Genomic DNA, 20,560 nt, shown 5'->3' with positions numbered 1-20,560 from the left:
TGCCCGGGGTGACCGGGAGCACCCGACCGACCCTCGCGACGATCGCCGAGTCCGCCGGGGTGTCCGTCGCGACCGTGAGCAAGGTGCTCAACAACCGCCGTGACGTCGCCGAGGGGACCCGTGCCCGCGTCCGCGTCCTGCTCGACGAGCACGACTACCCCACGGCGTCACGGCACCGTCCCGACCCCACCCGCAGCGTGGAGCTGCTGTGCGACCACCTGCACTCCGCCTTCACGGGGCAGGTCGTCCAGGGCGTCCTCAACGCCGCCGTCGAGCTCGGCGTCGTCGTCGCCATGAGCACGCGAGAGTCCGAGGCCACGAGACGGCCCGAGGACGCCACGGCCTGGGCCCGACGGCTCGTCGGCGAGGGGCGGACCGGGGTGGTCGGCGTCACTGGCGAGATGACCCGGGCCCAGGTCGGAGCCCTGCGCAAGGCCGGTCTGCCGGTGGTCCTCGTCGACCCCGTCGACCCGCAGACGTCCGGGGCTCCGAGCATCGGCTCGACGAACTTCACGGGCGGGCTGAGCGCGGGGCAGCATCTTCTCGCGCTCGGACACCACCGGATCGGCTACGTCGGCGGCGCCCTGCGCGCCGCGTGCAACGCCGCCCGGGTGGGCGGGCTACGCGCCGCGCTGGAGGCCGAGGGCCACGCGCTGCTGCCCGACCTCGTGACGGGCGGGCAGGTCTTCGACTTCGAGACCGGCCTCCGGGGCGGCGTCCGGCTGCTCGACCGGGACGACCGACCGACCGCCGTCTTCGCGGGGTCGGACGAGGTGGCGCTCGGGGTGATCGAGGCCGCTCGCAGGCAGGGGCTGCGGGTTCCCGAGGACCTCTCCGTGCTGGGCTTCGACGACGTCCCGCTGGCCATGACGGCGTCCCCGCCGCTCACGACGGTGCGTCAGCCGCTGCTGGAGATGGGGTCGCTCGGTCTCCGGACGCTCCTGCGCCTCGTCGACGGACACGAGGTCGACGCACCACACGTGGCCCTCGCCACCCGGCTGGTCGTCCGCGCGTCCACCGCCGCTCCGCGTTGACACCCGCCCGACCGCAGTCGGCCAGGTCCGTCGGTGGGGTTTCAGCCCGCCGCGGCGGCCTCGAGCTCGCTGACCACGATCCTGCGCATCCCGAGCATCGCCTGAGTGGCGCGGGCTGCTCGCGCCGGGTCGGGATCGGACAACAGCTCCCCGAGCCGCCGCGGGACCACCTGCCAGCTGAGGCCGAACCTGTCCTTGAGCCACCCGCACTGCGACTCCTCCCCGCCGTCGGTGAGGGCGCTCCAGTAGTGGTCGACCTCGTCCTGGTCGGCGCAGTCGACGACGAACGACACGGCCTCGGTGAACCGGAACATCGGACCGCCGTTGATCCCGCTGAACCGCGTGCCGTCGAGGTCGAACGTGGCGGTGACGACCGTGCCGGGCTCACCCGGCCCGGCCTCGGTGTAGCGCACGACGTCGTGGACTCGGGAGTTCGGGAAGACGGACGCGTAGAACGCCATCGCCTCCTCGAGGTCGTCGTCGAACCAGAGGCTGGGCGTGATGGTCGGCATGTCGGGCTCCTGTCGTCGGGGACATCCTCACCCGTACCGACCCGGCTCCCACGCCGAAGTCATCGGTCTGCCTCAGGCGAGTGTCACGAGCTCTCGGTAGTCGGCGCCCCACAGGTCCTCGACGCCGTCCGGCAGGAGGAGGATGCGCTCCGGCTCGAGCGCGTCGACGGCGCCCTCGTCGTGCGTGACGAGGACGACGGCACCCTCGTACGTGCGCAGCGCCCCGAGGATCTCCTCGCGGGATGCCGGGTCGAGGTTGTTCGTCGGCTCGTCGAGGAGGAGCACGTTGGCCGAGGACACGACGAGCAGCGCGAGCGAGAGCCGGGTCTTCTCCCCGCCGGAGAGCACCCCGGCCGGCTTGTGGACGTCGTCACCGGTGAAGAGGAAGGACCCGAGGACCTTGCGGACGTCGGTCTCGCCGAGGTCGGGTGCCGCCGACTTCATGTTCTCGAGCACGGTGCGGGAGACGTCGAGGTTCTCGTGCTCCTGGGCGTAGTAGCCGAGCTTGAGGCCGTGCCCCGGCTCGACCTGGCCGGTGTCCGGGTCGTCGACGCCCGCCAGCAGCCGGAGCAAGGTGGTCTTCCCGGCGCCGTTGAGCCCGAGGACGACGACGCGTGACCCGCGGTCGATGGCGAGGTCGACGTCGGTGAAGACCTCGGCCGAGCCGTACGAACGGGACAGCCCGGACGCGCGGAGCGGGGTCTTCCCGCACGGCGACGGCTTGGGGAAGCGCAGGTTGGCCACCTTGTCCTGGACGCGCTCGGCCTCGAGCCCGCCGAGCAGCCGCTCGGCCCGGCGCTGCATGTTCTGGGCGGCGACCGTCTTCGTGGCCTTGGCACGCATCTTGTCGGCCTGGGCCATGAGCGCGGACGCCTTCTTCTCGGCGTTGGCCCGCTCGCGCTTGCGGCGCCGCTCGTCGGTCTCGCGCTGCTGGAGGTAGGCCTTCCAGCCGAGGTTGTACTGGTCGAGCTCGGCCCGGTTGGCGTCGAGGTGGAACACCTTGTTGACGACCACGCCGAGAAGGTCGACGTCGTGGCTGATGACGACCAGCCCGCCGCGGTAGCCCTTGAGGTGGTCGCGCAGCCAGAGGATGGAGTCGGCGTCGAGGTGGTTGGTCGGCTCGTCGAGCAGCAGGGTCTCGGCGCCCGAGAAGAGGATGCGGGTGAGCTCGACCCGCCGCCGCTGACCGCCCGACAGCGTGCCGATCTCCTGATCGAGGATGCGCTCCTCGAGGCCGAGGGCCGCCGCGATCTGGGCGGCCTCGGACTCGGCCGCGTAGCCGCCGGCCGCCGTGAACTCGGCGTCCAGCCTGCCGTAGCGCCGCATCGCGCGCTCCTGCTTCTCGCCGCTCTCGACGGCCATGGCGTGCTCGGCCGAGCGGAGGTCGCGGACGATGACGTCCAGACCCCGAGCCGACAGGACGCGGTCGCGGGCGGACACGTGGAGATCGCCGGTGCGAGGGTCCTGGGGCAGGTAGCCGACCTCGCCGGCGCGGGTGATCGTGCCCGCGGCGGGCTGGGTCACCCCGGCGAGAGTCTTGGTCAAGGTCGTCTTGCCGGCCCCGTTGCGACCGACGAGACCGATCCGGTCCCCCGGTGCGACCCGGAAGGTCGCACCGTCGAGGAGCAGGCGGGAGCCTGCTCGCAGCTCGACGGACGCAGCGGTGATCACGGGGTACCTCTCGGTCGGGGGTGGACGCGCGAACGGGCCGCGTGCGGCGGCGCAGCGGCCCGGCGTCCCCTCTAGTCTAGGTCCCGCCGGAGACCCGTCCGGCCACGGCGAACCGGAAGGCGGCCCGATGAGCTTCAACGAGAACGTCACGCTCGACACCTCGCAGGTGAGGTCGGGTGGGCGGGGCGGGGGCCCGGGCGGGATGGTCGTCGGTGGGGGGATCGGCGGCATCGTCCTCGTCATCCTCGCGATGATCTTCGGTATCGACCCGAGCCAGCTGCCGACCGGGGGCGGACAGCTCGACCCCGGCCAGGTCCAGGCGGGAGGGCAGCAGGACGGTGACGCGTTCTCGCGGTGCCAGACCGGCGCGGACGCCAACGCCGATGTCGAGTGCCGGGTCATCGGCACGGTCAACTCCGTGCAGGCGTTCTGGGAGGGCGAGCTCGTCCGCTTCAAGCGGGAGTGGCAGCCCACGCAGACGGTCCTCTACAGCGGGACGACCCAGTCGGGGTGCGGCACCGCGAGCAACCAGGTCGGGCCCTTCTACTGTCCGCTCGACAAGAGCGTCTACATCGACGCCAGCTTCTTCGAGGTCCTCACCCAGCGGTTCGGCGCCGACGACGGTGCGCTGGCCCAGGAGTACGTGGTCGCGCACGAGTACGGGCACGCGCTGCAGGACCAGCTCGGGCTCCTCGGCCGCGCCCAGCAGGACCCGCAGGGCGCCGAGTCCGGCGCCGTCCGGGTCGAGCTCATGGCCGACTGCCTCGCAGGGGTCTGGGCCCAGCACGCCAGCGCGGTGGCCGACGAGGACACCGGGACGCCGTTCCTGAAGCAGCTCACCCAGAGCGACATCGACTCGGCCCTGTCCGCGGCGGCCGCGGTCGGCGACGACCGGATCCAGGAGAAGACCTCCGGCCGCGTCACCCCGGAGTCGTGGACCCACGGGTCGGCGGAGGCGCGTCAGCAGTGGTTCATGACCGGGTTCCGCACCGGCGACCTCAACCGTTGCGACACCTTCGCGGTGCAGTCCGTCTACGAGCGCTGAGTCAGCCCACGGCGCGGCGGACGAGGGCCGCGACGTCCTTCTCGACGGTCTTCGTCAGCCGGACGATCGCAAAGCCCGTGGGCCACATCGGGCCGTCGTCGAGGGCGGCGACGTCCTGGAAACCGAGCGTCGTGTAGCGGACCCCGAACTTCGTGGGGTTCTGCATGAAGCAGAGCACCGTGCCGTCCTTGGCGTAGGCCGGCATCCCGTACCAGGTCCGTGGTGCGAGCCCGGGTGCAGCCCCGGTGATGACCTCGTGGAGGCGGGTACAGAGCTCGCGCTCCTCGTCGGGCATCTCGGCGATCTTGTCGAGCACGGCCTTGAGGTCGTCCTCGGCCTTGGCCCCCTTCTTGCGTGCTCGTCGCTCCTGCGCCAGCTCCTTCATGGCCGCCTTCTCCTCGGCCGTCAGCGTCCCCTCGGTGTCCTTCGCAGCGCTCATGGCGGTCCTCTCGCTCGGTCGTGACTCCTCCCATCGTCCCCCGCCCGATCCCGGCGCCGCTTCTCCGATCCTGACGGGTGGACGGGCGAGCGAGTCCGGGCTTCGGACGCACGGCCACCGACGTGGCGCGCCACCGGGAGTGACACGATGGCGTCATGAGCGACGCGTCCTGGACCGAGATGGCGGAGGAGCAGTTCGTCTCGCTGACGACGTTCCGCCGTGACGGCAGCGGGGTCGCGACGCCGGTGTGGGCGGCTCCGGACGGGGAGGGCGCACTCGTCGTCACGACGCCCGCGGACTCCTACAAGGTGCGGCGGCTGCGCCGCGACCCCCGGGTGGAGCTGCGCCCCTGCTCGCGACGGGGCCGGGTGGCCGACGACGCCCCGGTGCTGGCCGGGGTCGCCGAGGTCAGGCAGGGCCGCGAGGCCGTGGACGCCGCCCACCGGGTCCTGCGGGAGAAGTACGGCGTCCAGGTCCGGCTCGTGCTCGGCGTCGAGTGGCTCATGCGGCGCGGCCACACCGACCGCGTCATCGTCCGCGTCACGCCGGCGCCCTGACGCCGGGGCGGAGCGGCCGTGCGCGGTCACGGTTGGTCGAGGATGGCCGCCAGCGACCGGCGGTAGGTGGTGAGCGCAGCCCGCCCCACGTCCGTGAGCGCCGTGCTGGACCGGGCGGAGCGGCCCTCCCCGCTGCGCTCGACCCGCACGTAGCCGGCCTCCTCGAGCCGGCGCAGGTGGGTGATGAGGTTGCCCGCCGTGAGACCGAGGATGCCCTGGAGCCGGGTGAAGCTCAGCGAGTCACCCGGGCCGAGCGAGTTCAAGGTGGCCACGATGCGCAGCCGCGCCGGGGTGTGGATGACCGGGTCGAGCTCGACGTCCGCGAGGTCGCGGGGGTCCACGCTCATCGGGTGCGCGCGCTCATGACGGCGGCGGCGGCGAACCCGGTCGCCCCGACGAGCAGGAGCCAGAGCAGGCCGTCGACCGGTCCCAGGAGCGCGCCCCCCGAGGCGGCGACGGCGAGGGCCGCGCCGGCGACGAAGAACTCGGCCCCGCCCCACACCGCCGCGGAGACGCAGTAGATGACCGCGACGACGAGCGCCGGGAGGGTGGCGGACACGACGCCGACGAGCTCCGGCGCTCCTCCGCCCGCACGGGCGATCCCCACCGCGACCACCTGTCCGGCGGCGAACGACACCGGCCAGGCGAGCCCGTAGAACATGCCCGCCCGCGCCGAGGGGCCCCAGACCCCGCGAGTGGCCCGCCCGATGACGACGGCGGTGACGGCGAGGGCCAGTGCACCCAACACACCCATGACGGCCAGCGACCAGCCGGCGGGCCCCGTGTAGACCACCTGGTCGCGCACGGACAGCCACACGGCCCCGTACCCGCCCGCCCAGAAGACACCCCACGCCCCGAAGAGCGGGGCGCCGGGAACGTCGATGGCCCGTCGTGCCGCGTCCTCGCTGTCGTCCAGCAGCGCGCGGGCGGCGTGCGCGGTGAGTCCTGTGGCGTCGCTCATGGTGACCAACCCTTCGGTTTGCGGTGCAAAGTAATTTGAGTTTGCACTACAAACCACAAGGTGGTCAACCCTGCCGCTCCTCCTCGATGGTGACCCGGACGGCACGCGCCCGCAGGACCGCCTTCTCCAGGACCGCCAGGCGCGGGTCGGGCAGGTCGTAGATCTCGCGCCGCGGTAGGCCGCGCAGCGCGGCCAGGCGATCGTCGTCGAGCACCGCCCCGGCGAGGGCCCGGTCGCCGCCGAGGACGAGACCATGTGCCCCGCTCCCCCGCAGGACCCGCGCCGCATGGTCCGCCACCGCCCCGACCAGCTCGTCGGCCTGGTTGCCGCGGCGCCGGGCGAACCGCTGCTGGGACCATCCGCCGGCCGCCGTCCGCGACTGGACGTACCGGGTTCCCGTCTTGTGCGCGGTCAGGCGGCCGGCGACGGCGACGCCCACCGCGTAGCCGCCGCGGCGCACGAGGACGAGCGCCAGCGGGTCGTGGTCGAAGTGATCCACACCGGCGACCCGCTGTGGGCCGTGGACGTTGTTCTCGTCGAAGCGCGTCCGCCAGCGGTCGTAGCGCTCGGGCGCGACCTCGACGACGCGGGTGCTCACCTCAGATGTTGAAGCCCAGCGCCCGCAGCTGCTCGCGGCCGTCGTCGGTGATCTTGTCCGGGCCCCACGGCGGCATCCAGACCCAGTTGATCCGGTGCGACACGACGACGCCCTCGAGCGAGGCTGCGGTCTGGTCCTCGATGACGTCGGTCAGCGGGCAGGCCGCGGACGTGAGCGTCATGTCGATGACGGCGTGGTTCTGCGGGTCGACGGTGATGCCGTAGACGAGCCCGAGGTCGACGACGTTGATCCCGAGCTCGGGGTCGACGACGTCGCGCATGGCCTCCTCGACGTCCGCGACGTTGGCGGGGGTGGCGGTATCGGTCACAGCTTCGCTCCTTCGGCCTGGTAGAGGGCATCGGTGAACGCGGCCCAGGACAGCAGGGCGCACTTGACGCGGGCGGGGTACTTCGCGACACCGGAGAGGGCCACGCCGTCCCCGATGACGTCCTCGTCGCCGGGGTCCTCGCCCTTGCTCGTGAGCATGGTGCGCATCGCCTCGTACGTCGTCCGGGCATGCGCGACCGTGCCGCCGGTGAGCTCCTCGGCGAGGATGGAGGCGGAGGCGACGCTGATCGAGCAGCCCATCGAGTCGTACGAGACGTCCTCGACGACGGCGTCCTCACCCTCGCCGGTCACGTGGACCCGCAGGGTGACCTCGTCGCCGCACGTGGGGTTCACCTGGTGGCTCTCCCCCTGGAACGGCTCTCGGAGGCCGTGCCGGACGGGGTTCTTGTAGTGGTCGAGGATGAGCTCCTGGTAGAGGTCCATCAGGCCGGGACCTCCAGACCGAACGTCGCAGGCACGTGGTCGAGCGCGGTGAGGAGCGCGTCGACCTCGCCGGGCGTGGTGTAGGCGGCGAACGAGGCCCGGGTGCTCGCCGGCACCCGCAGCGACCGGTGCAGCGGCCACGCGCAGTGGTGGCCGACACGGACCTCCACGCCCCGGTCGTCGAGCACCTGCCCGACGTCGTGCGGGTGCACGCCGTCGACCGCGAACGCGACGGCTCCACCACGGTGGCGCAGGTCGGACGGCCCGAGGACGGTGACCCACGGGCGCTCGGCGAGACCGTGCAGCAGGCGCTCCGTGACGGCCTGCTCGTGGGCGTGGACGCGGCCCATCCCGAGGTCGGTGAGGTAGTCGCACGCCGCCGCGAGGCCCACGGCCTGCGCCGCGACGGGCACGCCGGCCTCGAACTTCTGCGGCACGGGGGCGTACGTGGCTCCCTCCATCGTGACGGTCTCGATCATCGAGCCGCCGGTGAGGAACACCGGCATCTCGTCGAGCAGCTCGCGGCGGCCCCAGAGGACCCCGACGCCGAGCGGGCCGAACATCTTGTGGCCCGAGTACGCGAGGAGGTCGACCCCGAGGTCGACGACGTCGACCGGCAGGTGCGGCACCGACTGGCAGGCGTCGAGCACGGCCAGCGCCCCGACGGCGTGCGCCTTCTCGGCGAGCTCGCGCACCGGGTTGAGCGTGCCGAGCACGTTCGAGACGTGCGTGAACGCGAAGACCTTCGTCCGCTCGGTGAGCAGCGTGTCGAGGTCGGTGAGGTCGAGCCTGCCGTCGGCCGTCACCGGCACCCAGCGCAGCGTCGCGCCGGTGCGCTTGCAGGCCTCCTGCCACGGGATGAGGTTCGCGTGGTGCTCCATCTCGGTGACGAGCACCTCGTCACCCGGGCCGAGCCGGAACCGGTCTCCGTGGCCGCCACCGCCGCCGTGCGCGCCGTTCGTGAACGCGTACGCGACGAGGTTGAGCGCCTCGGTGGCGTTCCGGGTGAAGACGACATCCGACGCCTGCGCGCCGATGAACCGCGCGATGGTGGCCCGGGCCGACTCGTAGGCGTCGGTGCCCTCCTCGGACAGCTGGTGGGCGCCGCGGTGCACAGCCGCGTTGGTGTGCTCGTAGAACCGCCGTTCGGCGTCGAGCACGGCGACCGGCTTGTGCGAGGTGGCCCCGGAGTCGAGGTAGACGAGCGGGTGGCCCCCGCGCACCGTGCGCGACAGGATCGGGAAGTCCGCCCGGATGCGGGCGAGCTCCTCGTCGGTGAAGGGGGCTGCTGCCACGTCAGGCCTCGGCGTTCGCCGGCTGGAAGCGGTCGTAGCCCTCGGCCTCGAGACGCTCGGCGAGCTCGGGGCCGCCCTCCTCGGCGATCCGGCCGTCGACGAACACGTGGACGAAGTCGGGCTGGATGTACCGCAGGATGCGGGTGTAGTGCGTGATGAGGAGGACTCCGGCGCCGGTCTTCTCCTTGGCCCGGTTGACGCCCTCGGAGACGACCCGCAGGGCGTCGACATCGAGGCCGGAGTCCGTCTCGTCGAGGATGGCCATCTTCGGCTCGAGGAGCTCCATCTGGAGGATCTCGTGGCGCTTCTTCTCGCCGCCGGAGAAGCCCTCGTTGACGTTGCGGTCGGCGAACGCGGCGTCCATCCGGAGGTTGCCCATCGCGTCCTTGACGTCCTTGACCCAATGGCGCAGCTTCGGGGCCTCGCCGGACACGGCCGTCTTGGCGGTGCGCAGGAAGTTGGAGACGGTGACGCCGGGGACCTCGACCGGGTACTGCATGGCGAGGAAGAGGCCGGCGCGGGCCCGCTCGTCGACGGACATCTCGAGGACGTCCTCGCCGTCGAGGGTGACCGTCCCCGAGGTGATCGTGTACTTCGGGTGACCGGCGACGGAGTACGCGAGGGTCGACTTGCCGGAGCCGTTCGGGCCCATGATCGCGTGGGTCTCACCACTGCTGATCGACAGCGTGACGCCGCGGAGGATCTCCTTGGTGCCCTGCTCGGTCTCGACGGTGACGTGGAGGTCCTTGATCTCAAGGGTGGACATGCTCAGCTCTCCTCGGACAGGGCGACGAAGACCTCGTCGCCCTCGGTACGGACGGTGTGGACGGCGATGGGGGTGACGGCGGGCGGGCCCGTGGGCTCGCCGGACCGGAGGTCGAAGCGCGAGCCGTGCAGCCAGCACTCGAGGGTGCAGCCGTCGAGCTCGCCCTCGGACAGCGAGACGTTCGCGTGCGTGCACGTGTCGTCGACACAGTGCACCTCGCCGTCCTCGGTGCGGACGATCGAGACGCGCCGGCCGTCGATCTCGGCGGCCGCGGCGCCCACGGCGGGCAGCTCGTCGAGCCGGCAGACCCGCACGAACCCCTCGGTGGTCAGCTGCTCGCTCATGCCGGGTCCTCGCGAACCATCTGGCCGAGCGCAACGCGGGTCCCACGCATCGCGTGGGCGGAGGAGCGTCGTGGGGTACTCACTCGGCACCTCCGGCGAGCTCGCGCTCGATGGCCTCCATGAGGTGCTCCTGGACCTCGGGGACGCCGATCCGGCCCACGACGCTCGCGAAGAAGCCCCGGACGACGAGCCGGCGGGCCTCGTCCTCGGGGATGCCCCGGGCCTGGAGGTAGAACAGCTGCTCGTCGTCGAAGCGGCCGGTGGCCGACGCGTGCCCGGCACCCTCGATCTCGCCGGTCTCGATCTCGAGGTTCGGGACCGAGTCGGCGCGGGCGCCGTCGGTGAGCACGAGGTTGCGGTTGAGCTCATAGGTGTCGGTGCCCTCGGCGGCGGCCCTGATGAGCACGTCGCCGACCCAGACGGTGCGCGCGGTCTCGCCCTGCAGCGCCCCCTTGTACTCGACGTTGCTGCGACAGTGCGGCGCCTCGTGGTCGACGAACAGCCGGTGCTCCTGGTGCTGGCCGGCGTCGGCGAAGTAGACGCCGAGCCCCTCGAACGACCCGCCGGGACCGGTGTACGAGGCGTTCGTGTTGAGCCGGACGACCCCACCTCCGAGGGTCACGGCGATGTGCCGGACGCGGGCGTCGCGGCCCACGACGACGTCGTGCTGCGCGAGGTGGTGGCTGGCGTCGTCCCACTCCTGCACGCTGACGACCGTGACGTCGCTGCCGTCCCCGGCGAGCACGGTGAGCATCTCGGAGTAGTCGGACACGCCCGTGTGCTCGATGACGACAGTGGCCTTCGCGAAGCGCCCGGCCCGCACGAGCAGGTGCCCGTGCACGAGCTCGTGCTCGTGCCCGGACAGCCGGATCCGTACCGGCTCGGTCAGCTCGGCCTCCGCGGGGACGTCGAGCACGCCGACCCCGCCACTGTGCGCGGCGGCAACGGCCGCGGCGCGGTCCTGCGGCGCGGGCACGCCGAGCGCCTGCCAGTCGGCGACGGGCATCGTCGCGACCGTCACGCCCTCGGGCAGCGTCTCGTCCCAGCCCAGGCCGGCACCGGTGGCCTCGTCCCGGAAGAAGGCCCCGAGCCGGTCGACCGGGCTGAAGCGCCACTCCTCCTCGCGGCCGTTCGGCACCGGGAACGCGGCGACGTCGAAGGACGCCGTGCGCTCGGCGCGCGAGGCGTCCGGGACCATCGTCGCGGCGCTGTGCGTGTGCTCCCCCTGGGTGGGGGCGGGGGTCAGCAGGCTCATCAGCCGACCGCTCCTTCCATCTGCAGCTCGATGAGTCGGTTGAGCTCGAGGGCGTACTCCATCGGGAGCTCCTTGGCGATGGGCTCGACGAAGCCGCGCACGATCATCGCCATCGCCTCCTCCTCGGTCATCCCGCGGGACATGAGGTAGAACAGCTGGTCCTCGGACACCTTCGAGACCGTGGCCTCGTGGCCCATCTGGACGTCGTCCTCGCGGATGTCGACGTACGGGTAGGTGTCGGAGCGGCTGATCGTGTCGACGAGCAGCGCGTCGCAGACGACGTTGCTCCTCGACCCGTGCGCGCCCTCCATGACCTGCACCAGCCCGCGGTAGGACGTGCGCCCGCCGCCGCGCGCGACCGACTTGCTGACGATCGAGGACGACGTGTGCGGGGCCGCGTGGACCATCTTCGAGCCCGCGTCCTGGTGCTGGCCCTCGCCGGCGAACGCGATCGAGAGCGTCTCGCCCTTGGCGTGCTCACCGAGGAGGAAGACGGCCGGGTACTTCATGGTCACCTTGGAGCCGATGTTGCCGTCGATCCACTCCATCGTCGCGCCCTCGGCGCACGTGGCGCGCTTGGTCACGAGGTTGTAGACGTTGTTCGACCAGTTCTGGATGGTCGTGTACCGCACCCGCGCGTTCTTCTTGACGACGATCTCGACGACCGCGCTGTGCAGGCTGTCGGACTTGTAGATCGGCGCGGTGCAGCCCTCGACGTAGTGCACCGAGGAGCCCTCGTCGGCGATGATCAGGGTCCGCTCGAACTGGCCCATGTTCTCGGTGTTGATCCGGAAGTAGGCCTGGAGCGGGATGTCGACGTGGACCCCCGGCGGGACGTAGATGAACGAGCCGCCGGACCACACCGCGGTGTTGAGCGCCGCGAACTTGTTGTCGCCGACGGGGATGACGCTGCCGAAGTACTCGCGGAACAGGTCCTCGTGCTCGCGCAGGCCGGTGTCGGTGTCGACGAAGACGACACCCTTCTCCTCGAGGTCCTCGCGGATCTGGTGGTAGACGACCTCGGACTCGTACTGGGCCGCGACGCCCGCGATGAGGCGCTGCTTCTCGGCCTCGGGGATCCCGAGCTTGTCGTAGGTGCGCTTGATGTCCTCGGGCAGCTCGTCCCAGGTCGTCGCCTGCTTCTCCGTGGAGCGCACGAAGTACTTGATGTTCTGGAAGTCGATGCCGGTGAGGTCGCTGCCCCAGCTGGGCATGGGCTTCTTGTCGAAGAGCCGCAGGGCCTTGAGGCGGAGGTCCTCCATCCACTGCGGCTCGCTCTTCAGCCGCGAGATGTCGCGGGCGACCTCGTCGGACAGGCCGCGCCGCGCCGAGGCGCCGGCGGCGTCGCTGTCGGCCCAGCCGTACTCGTAGCGGCCGAGGTCCTTCAGACCCGGGTTGAGCTCTTCGATGTGGCTCGTCATCGCGATGGCCTCTCGGTGGTCGGGGTCGGGACGAACGTGGTGCAGACGTGGTCGCCGTGGGCGAGGGTCGCCAGGCGCTGGACGTGGACGCCGAGCAGACGCGAGAACGCCTCGGTCTCGGCCTCGCACAGCTCGGGGAACTCGGATGCGACGTGCTGGATGGGACAGTGCCCCTGGCACAGCTGCACCCCGGTCAGCGCCGGAGGGGCGTCAGGTGTTCCCACGGGACGGGTGGACGCGGAGTAGCCCTCGGTGTTGAGGGCGTCGACGAGGGCGTCCGCGCGGGCCCGGGGGTCGTCGCCCGCGCTGACGAGGCGGCCCGCGATGCGCGCCTCGAGACCGGCGACGCGCTCCTCGGCGAAAGCCTGGACGGCGCTCTCGCCACCGGTGCGGCGCAGGAAGCGCAGGGCGTCTCCGGCGAGGTGGTCGTAGTCGGATGCGAGCGCCCGGTGACCCGCCTCGGAGAGCACCCAGACCTTGGCGGGGCGACCGCGCCGACGCGGCGCCGTACCCTCGCGGGGCTCGACGAGACCGTCGGCGTGGAGGGTGGACACGTGCCGGCGGACGGCGGTCTCGGTGAGGCCGAGCTGGTCGACGAGGCCCGCGATGCTGACCGGGCCCGCCTGGCTCACGACGCGCAGCACCCGGTCGCGCGTCCGCGACTCGAGGTGGGCATCGGCATTAACCACACAGCCATGTTAGGTAATTGTCCCGGGCCCGCCCAAGGAAGGCTCACCTAACCAGGTCAGCAGGGGGAGCCGGGCTCCCCTTAGCCTGCCGGCGTGTCCGGCTCCGGCCCGCACGCGTCGTTCTCGACCGCGGGTCCGTCGATGTCGTCGTCCTCGTCGAAGGGCAGGAACACCGACGGCATCCGATGGCGCGGCGGCGCCACGGCGTCGGGGCCGAGCCAGCGCTCGCGCAGCGGCGCGGAGAGGACCCCGAGCGGTGCCGTAAGGACGTAGCCGTAGGCGACGACGAGACCGGTGAGCCCCGGCGCGACCGCCAGCCCGACGACGATGGCGAGCGCGACCGCGGCGGTGCCGAGCCGGGCTCGTCGCGTCCGCGGCGACAGGAGGTTGCGGAACGACCGGAAGCGGATGGTCATGACCATGAGGAGCGCCGGGCCCACGCTGACGATGAGCGGGAACCACGCCAGCCACGGGCCGGTGCCCGGCCCGAAGTGCGGTGAGTCCAGGGCGAAGATGGTCGCGATGACGACGCTCGCGGCACCGGGTGACGGCAGGCCCACGAAGTAACGCTTGTCGGCAGCCGGGTCGATGGTCACGTTGAAGCGGGCGAGCCGGAAGGCCGCGCAGGAGAGCCACAGGAAGGCGACGAGCCACGCCAGGTAGGGCCAGTCGTCCAGGGCCCACGTGTGGACGAGCACGGCAGGTGCGACGCCGAACGAAATGAGGTCCGCCAGCGAGTCCAGCTGCAGCCCGAACGGCGAGGTTGCACCGACGAGCCGGGCGACGAAGCCGTCCGCGATGTCCATGACGATCGAGAAGGCGATGAGCACCGCCGCAAGCGTGAAATGACCCCGGAAGGCCAGCAGCACCGACGAGAACCCGCTGACGAGGTTGAGCGTCGTGAAGGCACTCGGCGCCAGGAGGCGGGCCCGCTCGCGCTTGCGGAGCTGCCGGAGCGAGACGACCCGGGCTCCGGTGGGCGAGACCAGGCGCCAGCGGTCCAGGATGCGCCGCCGCCCGGTGGCCGGTTCGCCGCTGCTCATCGGGGAACCACGGACGCGGCGCGCCACCGCGCGATGACCGTCTCGCCGGCCACGACCCGCTCCCCGGTCCGGACGAGGAGGTCGCACTCCGCCGGGACGAAGACGTCCATCCGCGACCCGAACTTCATCAGGCCGATGCGCTGACCGGTGGCGACGTCGTCGCCCACGGAGACCCGGGTGACGACCCGGCGGGCCATCAGCCCGACGATCTGCCGGAAGTGGACGCGACGCACCCCACCGTCGACCTCACGCTCCACGGTGATGTCGCTGCGCTCGTTGAGATGGGCGCTCTCGTGCCGGTACGCGGCGAGCCACCGGCCCGGCCGCTCGACGACCTCGACGACGCTGCCACCGTAGGGAGCGCGGTTCATGTGCACGTCGAACGCGGACAGGAAGATGCTCACCTGCTGCCACTCCCCCTCGGGCGCGACGCCGTCCTGCCCGGGGCCCGCGTACATCACCTTGCCGTCGGCAGGCGCCAGGACGTCGTCGACCGGCGCGGGGCGGACGTCCGGGGTGCGGTCCGGGTCCCGGAAGAACGCGGCGACCGCGACGGGCAGTGCGGCGAGCACGAGGGCGGCCCGGACGCGTCCGGCGAGCAGTGCGGTCACGGCGGGGACGGCCGCGACGGCGGTGGCGGGAGCGGCCTCCCGGTCGATGCGTGGCATGGGCGCCAGCCTAGGATGTCGGGCCATGGCGCCGGCGGTCCTCGTGCACGACCTGCGCCACGCGTTCGGGCGGACGACCGCGGTCGACGGCGCCTCCTGGAGCGCCTCCTCGGGCCGGGTGACCGCCGTGCTCGGCCCGAACGGCGCGGGGAAGACGACGACCGTCGAGTGTCTCGAAGGCCTCCGGCGCCCGGATGCGGGAGAGGCCCGAGTCCTGGGCACCGACCCTTGGCGGGCGTCGGCCGAGCACCGGGCCGCGGTGGGCGTCATGCTCCAGGACGGCGGTCTGCCCACGACCACGCGGCCCCTGCCGCTCCTGCGCCACCTCGCGGCCCTCTACGCGGACCCGTGGCCCGTGGACGACCTCGCCGCCCGCCTCGGCATCGACGCCTTCGCCCGGACCACCGTCCGCCGGATGTCCGGGGGCCAGCGCCAGCGGGTGGCGCTGGCCACAGCGCTGGTCGGCCGCCCGCAGGTGCTCTTCCTCGACGAGCCGACCGCGGGACTCGACCCGCACGCCCGGCGGGAGGTGTGGGACCTCCTCCGCTCGGAGGCCGGCGGAGGAACGTGCGTCGTCCTCACGACCCATTCCTTCGAGGAGGCCGAGCGGATCGCCGACGACGTCGTCGTCCTCACCGCCGGCCGGGTGGCCGCCGCGGGGTCGCTCGACGCCGTCCGTGGGGGGCGCAGCCTCGAGGACGTCTACTTCGGGCTCACGGCGGAGGCCGAGCGATGAGCCTCCCGGCGCCACCGCGGTCGCGGGTCCTCGCGCAGGCGGCCTTCGAGACCCGGCTCCTCCTGTCCAACGGCGAGCAGCTCCTCGTCTCCGTCGTCCTCCCCGCCCTGGCCCTCGCCGCCCTCGCGCTCACGAGCGTGCCGGACCTCGGGGCCGGCCGGCGGGTCGACCTCGCGACGGCGGGGGCGCTGACGCTGGCCGTCGTCTCCACCGCGTTCACCGGCCAGGCCATCGCCACCGGGTTCGACCGGCGCTCGGGGGTCCTCCGGCTCCTCGGCACGACACCCCTCGGACGGGGCGGCCTGCTGGCGGGCAGGAGCGTGGCCGTGCTCGTGGTGCTCGGCGTCCAGGTGGTCGTCCTCGGTGGTCTCGGAGCAGCCCTCGGTTGGCGGCCCGGTGCCGCGGGGCTCGCCCTCGCGCTCGTGACCCTCGTGCTCGGCTCCGCGTGCTTCGTGTCGCTGGCGCTGCTGCTCGCCGGCACGGTGCGCGCCGAGGCCGTGCTGGCCCTCGCCAACCTCGTCTGGGTGGTGCTGCTGGGGCTCGGGGTCCTCGTCCCCACCGCGGTGCTGCCCGAGGCCGTCGGCACGCCGGCCGCGCTCCTGCCGTCGGGCGCACTGGGGGACGCGGTCCGCGGGACGCTCGTCGACGGCTCGTGGCCCTGGCGCGAGTGGGGGGTGCTCTCCGTGTGGCTCGCGGGCGGTGCGGCGGCGGTCGCTCGCTGGTTCCGGTGGGAAGGGTGACCGGCGGGCCCCGCCCTCGCCCCACGTACGATCTGGACGTGGTCCGCACGCCCCTGATCCCCGCCGAGGTCTCCACCCGGACGGTCCGGCGCTGGGCCTGGGGCTCCCTGGTGGCGAACGTGGTCATCATCGTCACCGGTGCACTGGTGCGGCTCACGGGCTCGGGCCTCGGCTGCCCCACGTGGCCGCGCTGCACGGACGCCTCGTTCACCCCGCACCGCGAGCTCGGCGCACACGGGGTCATCGAGTTCGGCAACCGGCTGCTCACCTACGTCCTCGTCGCCGTCGCCGTCGGCACGGTCGTCGCGGTGTGGCGATGGGCCCGCTCGAGCCGGTCGCTGCGCACCCATGCCGTCGTCCTCGCGCTCGGCATCCCGCTCCAGGCGGTCGTCGGGGGCATCAGCGTCCTCACCGACCTCAACCCGTGGGTCGTCGCGGTGCACCTGCTGCTCTCGCTCGTCCTCGTGGCCCTCGCGACGTGGCTCGTCGCCCGGGTGCACGACCACCGGCCGGCAGATGTGTCCGGGCGCGTCCGGTCCTTCGTCCTCGCCCTGTACGCCCTCGCGTGGGTCGTCGTGTACCTCGGCACGGTCGTCACCGGCAGCGGCCCGCACGCGGGGGACGCGGACGTGCCGCGCAACGGCCTCGACCCCGAGCTGCTGAGCCGCCTGCACGCCTGGTCCGTGTACGCGGTCGTCGCGGCCACGCTCCTCGTCCTGTGGCTGACCCGGCACACCGCGCTGCGGCGCACGGCGGCCGTCGTCCTCGGCGTCGAGCTCGCGCAGGGAGCAGTCGGGTTCGCGCAGTACCTCACCGGGCTGCCGGTGCCGCTCGTCGCGGTCCACCTCCTCGGCTCCGCGGTCTTCGTCTCGGCCGCCACGTGGCTCCTCCTGGACGCGCGCCCGGTCGCCGTCCCGGCGCCACGCGCCGAGGACCACGCCACGCTGGCCGCCTGACCGCTCACCACACCGCCCGGCCGGACGTCCGGGGCCTCATCGCCACACCCCGGGGTGAGCGTCCCCCTTCGCACAACATCTCTTGTGCAATAACACTTGTGCTTCTATCGTCGACACCATGACGAAGCCGGAGATCCGCACCCTGCGCGACGCCGCCCCCCTGGCCGCGCTGGCCCATCCCTTCCGGGCCCGGATGATGGACGCGCTGAAGGTCGACGGCCCGTCGACGGCCTCCGCACTCGCCGCACGCACCGGCCAGGCGGTCGGCAACGCCAGCCACCACCTCAAGGTGCTCGCCGCTGCGGGCCTGGTCGAGGAGGCCCCGGAGCTCGCTCGCGACCGGCGGGAGCGCTGGTGGCGCCTCGTGAACGCGGGGACGCGGTGGAGCAGCGTCGACCTCGAGGACCTCGCGGCCGTCGACGCCGCCCGGGAGGCCGTCGCACTCGGAGCCAGACGGCAGACCGAGCGGGTCCTGGCCTGGCTCGCCAACGAGGGCAGCGACCCCGAGTGGGACGACGCGGCCTACGCGACGCAGACCTGGCTGCGCGTCTCGCCCGCCGAGCTGCGCGAGGTCGCCGAGGAGGTCATGGCCGTCTTCGAGCGGTGGTCCGACCGGGACGTCCCCGACGACGGCGCGGAGCGCGAGCCCGTGCTCGTCTTCTCGCGCGGCTTCCCCTGCCAGCCGTGACACCCCCGGTCGCCGGACCGGCGCCCCTCCCCCGCAACCGGTCCTTCCGCCTGCTGTGGTTCGGCGAGGGCGTGAGTGTGCTCGGCGCCATGACGACCGTCGTCGTCATACCACTGCTCGCGGTCACCGACTTCGACGCCGGGCCGGGGTGGATGGGCCTGCTCACGGCCGCCGCCTGGCTCCCGTGGCTGTTCGTCGGGCTGCCCGCGGGCGCCTGGGTCGACCGTCTCGACGCGCGGCGGGTCATGGTCGCTGCCGACCTCGTGGGCGCCACCGCCGTCGGCTCGGTCCCCGTGGCGTGGGTCGCAGGCGTCCTCACCCTGCCGCATCTCGCGGCCGCGGCGCTGGTCAACGGGGCGTGCACGGTCTTCTTCCGGACCGCCTACGGCGCCTTCGTCCCCACCGCCGTGCGCGAGCCCGACCTCGACGCCGCGAACGGCCGGCTCTACGGGACCGAGTCGGCGATGCAGGTGGCCGGGCCCGGCGTCGGTGGGCTCGCCGTCCAGCTCTTCGGCGGCGCGGTCGCGCTGCTCCTCGACGTCGTGAGCTTCCTCGTCTCGGCCGTCTGCCTGTGGCGGATCGACCCACGGTCGCTGCGCCGGCACGAGCACCGTGCCGGGCGCACGAGCTTGCGCCGCGAGATCGCGGAGGGCGTCCGCGTCGTGACGGCAGACCCCTTCCTGCGCTTCTTCACGCTCCAGGGGGCCGCCTCGAACTTCGCCCTCACCGGGTACCAGACGCTCCTCGTGCTCTTCCTCGTCCGCGACCTCGGTGTCGGCCCGACGACGGTCGGTGCACTCATGTCGGCCGGCAGCCTCGGCGGGCTCGCCGGGGCGAGCGCCGCCGGCCGGCTCGCGGGTCGGGTCGGTACGGCCCGGGCCATGCGGTGGCTGCAGGTGCTCGGCGGACCGACCGCGCTCCTCGTCGCCCTCGCGACGCCGGGACCTGGCGTCCTCCTCGTGCCGCTCGGCGCTGCCCTCGTCGGGGCCGGCGTCGTCGGTGCCAACGTGGTGCGGTCGGCGTTCCGGCAGCGCTACACCCCGCCGGAGCTGCTCGGCCGCGCCGCGTCGGCCTCCTCGGTCCTGAACTTCGGGACGATGCCGGCCGCCGGGCTCGCAGCGGGCTGGCTCGGGTCGGCCGCGGGCCTGCGGTCCACCATCTTCGTGATGGCGGCCCTGCACACAGTGTTCTCGATGCTCGTGTACGTCGGGCCGTACCGCGCTCGCCGCGACCTGCCCACCGGACGCGTCGGCGGCGGGGCGTCGGAGGTCAGAGCGGAAGGTGGAGCAGAGGGTCGACGGCCACGGCGAGGAACACCACGGTCACGTAGGTGATCGAGTAGTGGAAGAGCCGCATCGGCTTCAGGGCGGTCCCGGTGACGCCGCGACGTGCCGACCCCAGCAGCCGGTGCGCCTCGGCCACGAAGACCACCCCCGCGACCACGGCGGCGACGAGGTAGACCCAGCCCATCGACGCGACCGGGACCAGGGCCAGGGAGGTCGCGACCATCACCCACGAGTAGGCCACGATGCGGCGACCGACGGTGACGGGCCCCTGCTCGACGGGCAGCATCGGCACGTCGGCCGACGCGTAGTCCTCGCGGAACGCCATCGACAGCGGCCAGTAGTGCGGCGGGGTCCAGAAGAAGACGACCAGGAACAGCACGAACGCAGGCCAGCCCACCGTGCCCGTGACGGCCGACCAGCCGATGAGCGTGGGCATGCATCCGGCGATGCCGCCCCACACGATGTTCTGCGACGTACGCCGCTTGAGCAGCATCGTGTAGCCGACGGCGTACAGCGCGACGGCGACGAGCGACAGCACGGCCGACACGAGGTTGACGACGAGCGCGAACCAGAGCGTGGACCCGACGGTCAGCACCGCGCCGAAGACCAGGGCCTCCCGGACACCGACCGCACCGGTGACCATCGGTCGGGTGCTCGTGCGGTGCATGAGGCGGTCGATGTCGCGGTCGTAGACGGAGTTGAAGGTGTTCGCCGCGCCTGCGCTGAGCGTGCCGCCGACGAGGGTGGCGACGACGAGCCACAGGGACGGGACACCGCGCTCGGCGAGGAACATCACGGGCACCGTGGTGACGAGCAGGAGCTCGATGATCCGGGGCTTGGTGAGCGCGACGAAGGCGGCGACCCTGCTCCGGGCGTCCCGGTAGGCGGTGGGTGCCGCCGCGGTCGGGAGGGAGGTCGTGGCCACGTCGTCCTTCGCGGGTCGGCCGAAACGGTGCACCGGGATTCTAACGGCCCACGACAGCACCCTCGCCGAGCGCCCCCGTCCTCACCCGGTCGCCCGGGTCTAGGGTGGGTCGCAGAAGCGTCACACGGCGCCCTACCGCCGGTGGTCCGCCTGGTCACGT

25 protein-coding genes are annotated in these 20,560 nt (G+C 72.7%); 8 read left to right on the top strand and 17 right to left on the bottom strand.

What is annotated here, in order from left to right; translation table 11 throughout:
- Nucleotides 1–8: 8 nt before the first annotated feature.
- The gene (locus JQN72_RS06345; RefSeq protein ID WP_204134310.1) at nucleotides 9–1,034 is read left to right on the top strand and encodes a LacI family DNA-binding transcriptional regulator; all 1,026 of its coding nucleotides are present in this window, start codon (nucleotides 9–11) and stop codon (nucleotides 1,032–1,034) included.
- Nucleotides 1,035–1,075: 41 nt separating this feature from the next.
- Here JQN72_RS06345 and JQN72_RS06340 read toward each other — a convergent pair whose 3' ends face one another.
- Complete coding sequence (locus tag JQN72_RS06340; protein ID WP_204134309.1) at nucleotides 1,076–1,546, bottom strand: VOC family protein; 471 nt, start codon at nucleotides 1,544–1,546, stop codon at nucleotides 1,076–1,078.
- Nucleotides 1,547–1,618: 72 nt separating this feature from the next.
- On the bottom strand, nucleotides 1,619–3,217 hold the full coding sequence (locus JQN72_RS06335; protein WP_204134308.1) for an ABC-F family ATP-binding cassette domain-containing protein: 1,599 nt from the start codon (nucleotides 3,215–3,217) through the stop codon (nucleotides 1,619–1,621).
- 127 nt (nucleotides 3,218–3,344) lie between these two features.
- Between JQN72_RS06335 and JQN72_RS06330 the strand changes: the two genes are divergently transcribed.
- Nucleotides 3,345–4,262, top strand: a complete 918-nt coding sequence (locus JQN72_RS06330; protein ID WP_204134307.1) for a neutral zinc metallopeptidase — start codon at nucleotides 3,345–3,347, stop codon at nucleotides 4,260–4,262.
- A gap of 1 nt (nucleotide 4,263) precedes the next feature.
- On the opposite strand, the gene JQN72_RS06325 is transcribed toward JQN72_RS06330, so the two are convergent.
- Complete coding sequence (locus JQN72_RS06325; protein WP_204134306.1) at nucleotides 4,264–4,701, bottom strand: iron chaperone; 438 nt, start codon at nucleotides 4,699–4,701, stop codon at nucleotides 4,264–4,266.
- Between the two features lie 155 nt (nucleotides 4,702–4,856).
- On the opposite strand from JQN72_RS06325, the gene JQN72_RS06320 reads away from it, so the two are divergent.
- A complete protein-coding gene (locus JQN72_RS06320; RefSeq protein WP_204134305.1) occupies nucleotides 4,857–5,258 on the top strand; it encodes a PPOX class F420-dependent oxidoreductase in 402 nt (133 codons plus the stop codon).
- Between the two features lie 26 nt (nucleotides 5,259–5,284).
- On the opposite strand, the gene JQN72_RS06315 is transcribed toward JQN72_RS06320, so the two are convergent.
- From JQN72_RS06315 to JQN72_RS06255, 13 genes are all read right to left on the bottom strand, one after another.
- On the bottom strand, nucleotides 5,285–5,605 hold the full coding sequence (locus tag JQN72_RS06315; protein WP_204134304.1) for a transcriptional regulator: 321 nt from the start codon (nucleotides 5,603–5,605) through the stop codon (nucleotides 5,285–5,287).
- Nucleotides 5,602–6,219 (bottom strand): hypothetical protein, encoded by a 618-nt coding sequence (locus JQN72_RS06310; RefSeq protein WP_204134303.1) that lies wholly within the window; start codon nucleotides 6,217–6,219, stop codon nucleotides 5,602–5,604. Before JQN72_RS06310 ends, JQN72_RS06315 begins: the two co-directional genes overlap by 4 nt.
- Nucleotides 6,220–6,283: 64 nt before the next feature.
- Nucleotides 6,284–6,817 carry an acVLRF1 family peptidyl-tRNA hydrolase gene (locus JQN72_RS06305; RefSeq protein WP_204134302.1) on the bottom strand — a complete coding sequence of 178 codons (534 nt, stop codon included), beginning with the start codon at nucleotides 6,815–6,817 and terminating at the stop codon, nucleotides 6,284–6,286.
- Nucleotide 6,818: 1 nt separating this feature from the next.
- Entirely contained in the window at nucleotides 6,819–7,145 is a 327-nt protein-coding gene (locus JQN72_RS06300) for a metal-sulfur cluster assembly factor (RefSeq protein ID WP_204134301.1), read from the bottom strand.
- Nucleotides 7,142–7,588: a Fe-S cluster assembly sulfur transfer protein SufU gene (gene sufU / locus JQN72_RS06295; RefSeq protein ID WP_204134300.1), complete on the bottom strand. Its 447-nt coding sequence runs from the start codon at nucleotides 7,586–7,588 to the stop codon at nucleotides 7,142–7,144. Before sufU ends, JQN72_RS06300 begins: the two co-directional genes overlap by 4 nt.
- Complete coding sequence (locus tag JQN72_RS06290) at nucleotides 7,588–8,883, bottom strand: SufS family cysteine desulfurase (RefSeq protein ID WP_204134299.1); 1,296 nt, start codon at nucleotides 8,881–8,883, stop codon at nucleotides 7,588–7,590. Before JQN72_RS06290 ends, sufU begins: the two co-directional genes overlap by 1 nt.
- A 1-nt stretch (nucleotide 8,884) precedes the next feature.
- The gene (gene sufC, locus JQN72_RS06285) at nucleotides 8,885–9,649 is read right to left on the bottom strand and encodes a Fe-S cluster assembly ATPase SufC (protein ID WP_204134298.1); all 765 of its coding nucleotides are present in this window, start codon (nucleotides 9,647–9,649) and stop codon (nucleotides 8,885–8,887) included.
- Between the two features lie 2 nt (nucleotides 9,650–9,651).
- Nucleotides 9,652–9,993 (bottom strand): non-heme iron oxygenase ferredoxin subunit, encoded by a 342-nt coding sequence (locus JQN72_RS06280; protein ID WP_204134297.1) that lies wholly within the window; start codon nucleotides 9,991–9,993, stop codon nucleotides 9,652–9,654.
- 79 nt (nucleotides 9,994–10,072) lie between these two features.
- Nucleotides 10,073–11,248, bottom strand: a complete 1,176-nt coding sequence (sufD, locus tag JQN72_RS06275; protein ID WP_204134296.1) for a Fe-S cluster assembly protein SufD — start codon at nucleotides 11,246–11,248, stop codon at nucleotides 10,073–10,075.
- A complete protein-coding gene (sufB, locus tag JQN72_RS06270) occupies nucleotides 11,248–12,669 on the bottom strand; it encodes a Fe-S cluster assembly protein SufB (protein ID WP_204134295.1) in 1,422 nt (473 codons plus the stop codon). Before sufB ends, sufD begins: the two co-directional genes overlap by 1 nt.
- Nucleotides 12,666–13,358: a metalloregulator ArsR/SmtB family transcription factor gene (locus JQN72_RS06265; protein ID WP_204134294.1), complete on the bottom strand. Its 693-nt coding sequence runs from the start codon at nucleotides 13,356–13,358 to the stop codon at nucleotides 12,666–12,668. Before JQN72_RS06265 ends, sufB begins: the two co-directional genes overlap by 4 nt.
- 80 nt (nucleotides 13,359–13,438) lie before the next feature.
- A complete protein-coding gene (gene pssA / locus JQN72_RS06260) occupies nucleotides 13,439–14,401 on the bottom strand; it encodes a CDP-diacylglycerol--serine O-phosphatidyltransferase (RefSeq protein ID WP_204134293.1) in 963 nt (320 codons plus the stop codon).
- Nucleotides 14,398–15,069, bottom strand: coding sequence for a phosphatidylserine decarboxylase (locus JQN72_RS06255; protein WP_204134292.1), 672 nt, complete (start codon nucleotides 15,067–15,069; stop codon nucleotides 14,398–14,400). The genes pssA and JQN72_RS06255 overlap by 4 nt, the downstream gene beginning before the upstream one ends.
- A 25-nt stretch (nucleotides 15,070–15,094) precedes the next feature.
- On the opposite strand from JQN72_RS06255, the gene JQN72_RS06250 reads away from it, so the two are divergent.
- From JQN72_RS06250 to JQN72_RS06230, 5 genes are all read left to right on the top strand, one after another.
- Entirely contained in the window at nucleotides 15,095–15,805 is a 711-nt protein-coding gene (locus JQN72_RS06250; RefSeq protein WP_204134291.1) for an ABC transporter ATP-binding protein, read from the top strand.
- Nucleotides 15,802–16,545, top strand: a complete 744-nt coding sequence (locus tag JQN72_RS06245) for an ABC transporter permease (RefSeq protein ID WP_204134290.1) — start codon at nucleotides 15,802–15,804, stop codon at nucleotides 16,543–16,545. Before JQN72_RS06250 ends, JQN72_RS06245 begins: the two co-directional genes overlap by 4 nt.
- Nucleotides 16,546–16,583: 38 nt before the next feature.
- On the top strand, nucleotides 16,584–17,501 hold the full coding sequence (locus JQN72_RS06240; protein WP_204134289.1) for a heme A synthase: 918 nt from the start codon (nucleotides 16,584–16,586) through the stop codon (nucleotides 17,499–17,501).
- Nucleotides 17,502–17,619: 118 nt separating this feature from the next.
- Nucleotides 17,620–18,189 (top strand): helix-turn-helix transcriptional regulator, encoded by a 570-nt coding sequence (locus tag JQN72_RS06235; RefSeq protein WP_204134288.1) that lies wholly within the window; start codon nucleotides 17,620–17,622, stop codon nucleotides 18,187–18,189.
- The gene (locus tag JQN72_RS06230) at nucleotides 18,186–19,523 is read left to right on the top strand and encodes an MFS transporter (protein ID WP_204134287.1); all 1,338 of its coding nucleotides are present in this window, start codon (nucleotides 18,186–18,188) and stop codon (nucleotides 19,521–19,523) included. Before JQN72_RS06235 ends, JQN72_RS06230 begins: the two co-directional genes overlap by 4 nt.
- Here the strand turns inward: JQN72_RS06230 and JQN72_RS06225 are convergent.
- Nucleotides 19,459–20,400, bottom strand: a complete 942-nt coding sequence (locus JQN72_RS06225) for a heme o synthase (protein WP_204134286.1) — start codon at nucleotides 20,398–20,400, stop codon at nucleotides 19,459–19,461. The genes JQN72_RS06230 and JQN72_RS06225 overlap by 65 nt on opposite strands.
- Between the last annotated feature and the right edge of the window lie 160 nt (nucleotides 20,401–20,560).

This window comes from Phycicoccus sp. CSK15P-2 (assembly GCF_016888005.1).
Classification (GTDB): Bacteria; Actinomycetota; Actinomycetes; order Actinomycetales; family Dermatophilaceae; genus Phycicoccus.
This window is presented reverse-complemented; position numbering and strand designations above follow the sequence as displayed.

What these genes read in the sequence shown, in the direction of transcription:
- JQN72_RS06340 (WP_204134309.1), bottom strand. Translation starts at nt 1,546, where the DNA reads ATGCCGACCATCACGCCCAGCCTCTGGTTCGACGACGACCTCGAGGAG.
- JQN72_RS06330 (WP_204134307.1), top strand. Translation starts at nt 3,345, where the DNA reads ATGAGCTTCAACGAGAACGTCACGCTCGACACCTCGCAGGTGAGGTCG.
- JQN72_RS06325 (WP_204134306.1), bottom strand. Translation starts at nt 4,701, where the DNA reads ATGAGCGCTGCGAAGGACACCGAGGGGACGCTGACGGCCGAGGAGAAG.
- JQN72_RS06320 (WP_204134305.1), top strand. Translation starts at nt 4,857, where the DNA reads ATGAGCGACGCGTCCTGGACCGAGATGGCGGAGGAGCAGTTCGTCTCG.
- JQN72_RS06315 (WP_204134304.1), bottom strand. Translation starts at nt 5,605, where the DNA reads ATGAGCGTGGACCCCCGCGACCTCGCGGACGTCGAGCTCGACCCGGTC.
- JQN72_RS06310 (WP_204134303.1), bottom strand. Translation starts at nt 6,219, where the DNA reads ATGAGCGACGCCACAGGACTCACCGCGCACGCCGCCCGCGCGCTGCTG.
- sufU (WP_204134300.1), bottom strand. Translation starts at nt 7,588, where the DNA reads ATGGACCTCTACCAGGAGCTCATCCTCGACCACTACAAGAACCCCGTC.
- sufC (WP_204134298.1), bottom strand. Translation starts at nt 9,649, where the DNA reads ATGTCCACCCTTGAGATCAAGGACCTCCACGTCACCGTCGAGACCGAG.
- JQN72_RS06280 (WP_204134297.1), bottom strand. Translation starts at nt 9,993, where the DNA reads ATGAGCGAGCAGCTGACCACCGAGGGGTTCGTGCGGGTCTGCCGGCTC.
- sufD (WP_204134296.1), bottom strand. Translation starts at nt 11,248, where the DNA reads ATGAGCCTGCTGACCCCCGCCCCCACCCAGGGGGAGCACACGCACAGC.
- sufB (WP_204134295.1), bottom strand. Translation starts at nt 12,669, where the DNA reads ATGACGAGCCACATCGAAGAGCTCAACCCGGGTCTGAAGGACCTCGGC.
- pssA (WP_204134293.1), bottom strand. Translation starts at nt 14,401, where the DNA reads ATGAGCAGCGGCGAACCGGCCACCGGGCGGCGGCGCATCCTGGACCGC.
- JQN72_RS06255 (WP_204134292.1), bottom strand. Translation starts at nt 15,069, where the DNA reads ATGCCACGCATCGACCGGGAGGCCGCTCCCGCCACCGCCGTCGCGGCC.
- JQN72_RS06250 (WP_204134291.1), top strand. Translation starts at nt 15,095, where the DNA reads ATGGCGCCGGCGGTCCTCGTGCACGACCTGCGCCACGCGTTCGGGCGG.
- JQN72_RS06245 (WP_204134290.1), top strand. Translation starts at nt 15,802, where the DNA reads ATGAGCCTCCCGGCGCCACCGCGGTCGCGGGTCCTCGCGCAGGCGGCC.
- JQN72_RS06235 (WP_204134288.1), top strand. Translation starts at nt 17,620, where the DNA reads ATGACGAAGCCGGAGATCCGCACCCTGCGCGACGCCGCCCCCCTGGCC.